Origin of the sequence: Nitrobacter sp. 62-13 (assembly GCF_001896955.1) — a bacterium.
GTDB lineage: Bacteria > Pseudomonadota > Alphaproteobacteria > Rhizobiales > Xanthobacteraceae > Nitrobacter.
In genome coordinates, this window is the sequence record NZ_MKRN01000059.1 from 7,997 (window position 1) to 9,609 (window position 1,613).

The window sequence follows — 1,613 nt, forward strand, 5'->3', positions numbered from 1 at the left end:
TGAGGTCGAGGCGGCCGGAACGATCCTTGCCCGGCAGGCCGAAGGGGTTGGCCGCCTGGCAGACGAAGCGGCGCACCTCGCCGCGCTCGGGCTCGTGGCGCCACGCGTCGCCATCTGCGGTGAACCGGCTCATGGAGATCACTTGGTCGACGATGCCGGGGAGCTCGCGGGCGGCCTTGCCGCCTTCCATCTGCGGCTGCCAGGTGACGCGATTGAACTCATCGGTGATGCGCTCCAGGATGCCGACGAAGATGACGGTGCGGCCGGGCGCATGCTGCAGGTGCTTCAGGAGCCCGATGGTTTCCCGTGCCAAGAGGCCGTAGGCGCCGCGGGTGTCGGGTTTGCCGGTCCGCTCGGATTGCGCCTCGGGCCGCGTCTTCGCCCACACCATGGCGAGCCGCGTCAGATCGGTGATCGAGTCCACGAAGATGATGCGCTTGCCGGCAATCATCCGGACCAGGTCGGGATAGGTGTCGACCAGGTGCCGGTAATGGCTCTCGCAGAAGAACGTCTTCTCGTCGGCCGCCGGATTGACGCCGCCGATCAGGCAGCCGATGTCGAGCGCATCGGCGAAGCTGCGCACCGGAATGCTGTCGCCCGGCCAGTCCTGGACCGACTTCATGCCGGCCTCCAGATCGATGCAGAGCGTATCCGCCGGCGGCAGGGTCTTGAGCAGCGAGGTCTTGCCGACCCCCGAGGGCCCGAAGATCGCCATCGTGGTCTTGGCATGAGCTTCGGCGAGCCGCTGATCGGCGGTAATGATGCGCAGCGCCATCAGCAGCCTCCTCCGGAGATCGCATCGACCGCGCGGTCGGAACCAAGCGCACCGGCCTGGCGAGCCATGTTGTAGAGCTTGCGCAGCGCATGCAGCCGGTCGCCAACGGCGTTGAATTCCGCCTCCGCCCCGAGCATCGCGAACGCGATGTCGTCGAGCGTAGCGTCCTGGATCGCCTTGACGGCGGCCGGCCGCTGTCGGGCTTCGAGCGCCGGGATGGATACGGTGTCGGGCAGTGCTTCGAGCCAGATATGGCGCTTGCGCAGCGCGGCCACTGCAACTGACGTGGTCATTGGGCGACCTCTTCGTTGGTGCTGAGGTGAAATCTCGGCTTGGCTTGGTTGCGGCCCATCACGCGACCTCCGCCAAGAGCAGCGATGAGAGCGAGGCCGAGGCCTGTTTCGGCTTCGAGCGCGCGATGGCGAGATAGCTGTAGTCGTCGGCGCCGTGGCGGCGCTGAACGAGATGGATCAGCTTCTGCTCGCTCGCCCACCAGGCGCGGCGCGCGACGCGCATGAGTTCGGCGCGCTCGCGCTCGGTCAGGCGCTTGGCTTGCGAGAACGTGTCCAGAGCGAGAAAGCCGCGGTAGTACTCCAGCGCCTCGCCGGGCGCGGCTTGGCCGATCCAGCCGCACAGCTCTGTCTCGGTGAGGCGGAGCTTGTGCGGAGGGAATTGGACAACGGTGATCATGTCGGTCTGTCGGTCGCTCATCAGATGAGCTGCTCTCTTGAGTCGAGCCGCCTGCTGCTGTCGCATTCCGGATAACTCGATCGGCATCGGGCTCAAATTCGAACGTTTTCGCGGCGCTTCTCTCAGCGAAGTCGTGCGCGTTGGAGCG

Annotated in this window: 3 protein-coding genes; all 3 read right to left on the bottom strand. The window is 66.4% G+C overall.

Annotated elements, in window-relative coordinates; genetic code table 11:
• Positions 1 to 775 (bottom strand): ATP-binding protein (locus BGN91_RS06165; RefSeq protein ID WP_292611468.1); only part of this gene is annotated, 775 nt, incomplete at its 3' end.
• Complete coding sequence (locus tag BGN91_RS06170; RefSeq protein ID WP_292611469.1) at positions 775 to 1,068, bottom strand: hypothetical protein; 294 nt, start codon at positions 1,066 to 1,068, stop codon at positions 775 to 777. The genes BGN91_RS06170 and BGN91_RS06165, both read right to left, overlap by 1 nt.
• Before the next feature lie 58 nt (positions 1,069 to 1,126).
• Positions 1,127 to 1,486: a hypothetical protein gene (locus BGN91_RS06175; RefSeq protein ID WP_292611470.1), complete on the bottom strand. Its 360-nt coding sequence runs from the start codon at positions 1,484 to 1,486 to the stop codon at positions 1,127 to 1,129.
• Between the last annotated feature and the right edge of the window lie 127 nt (positions 1,487 to 1,613).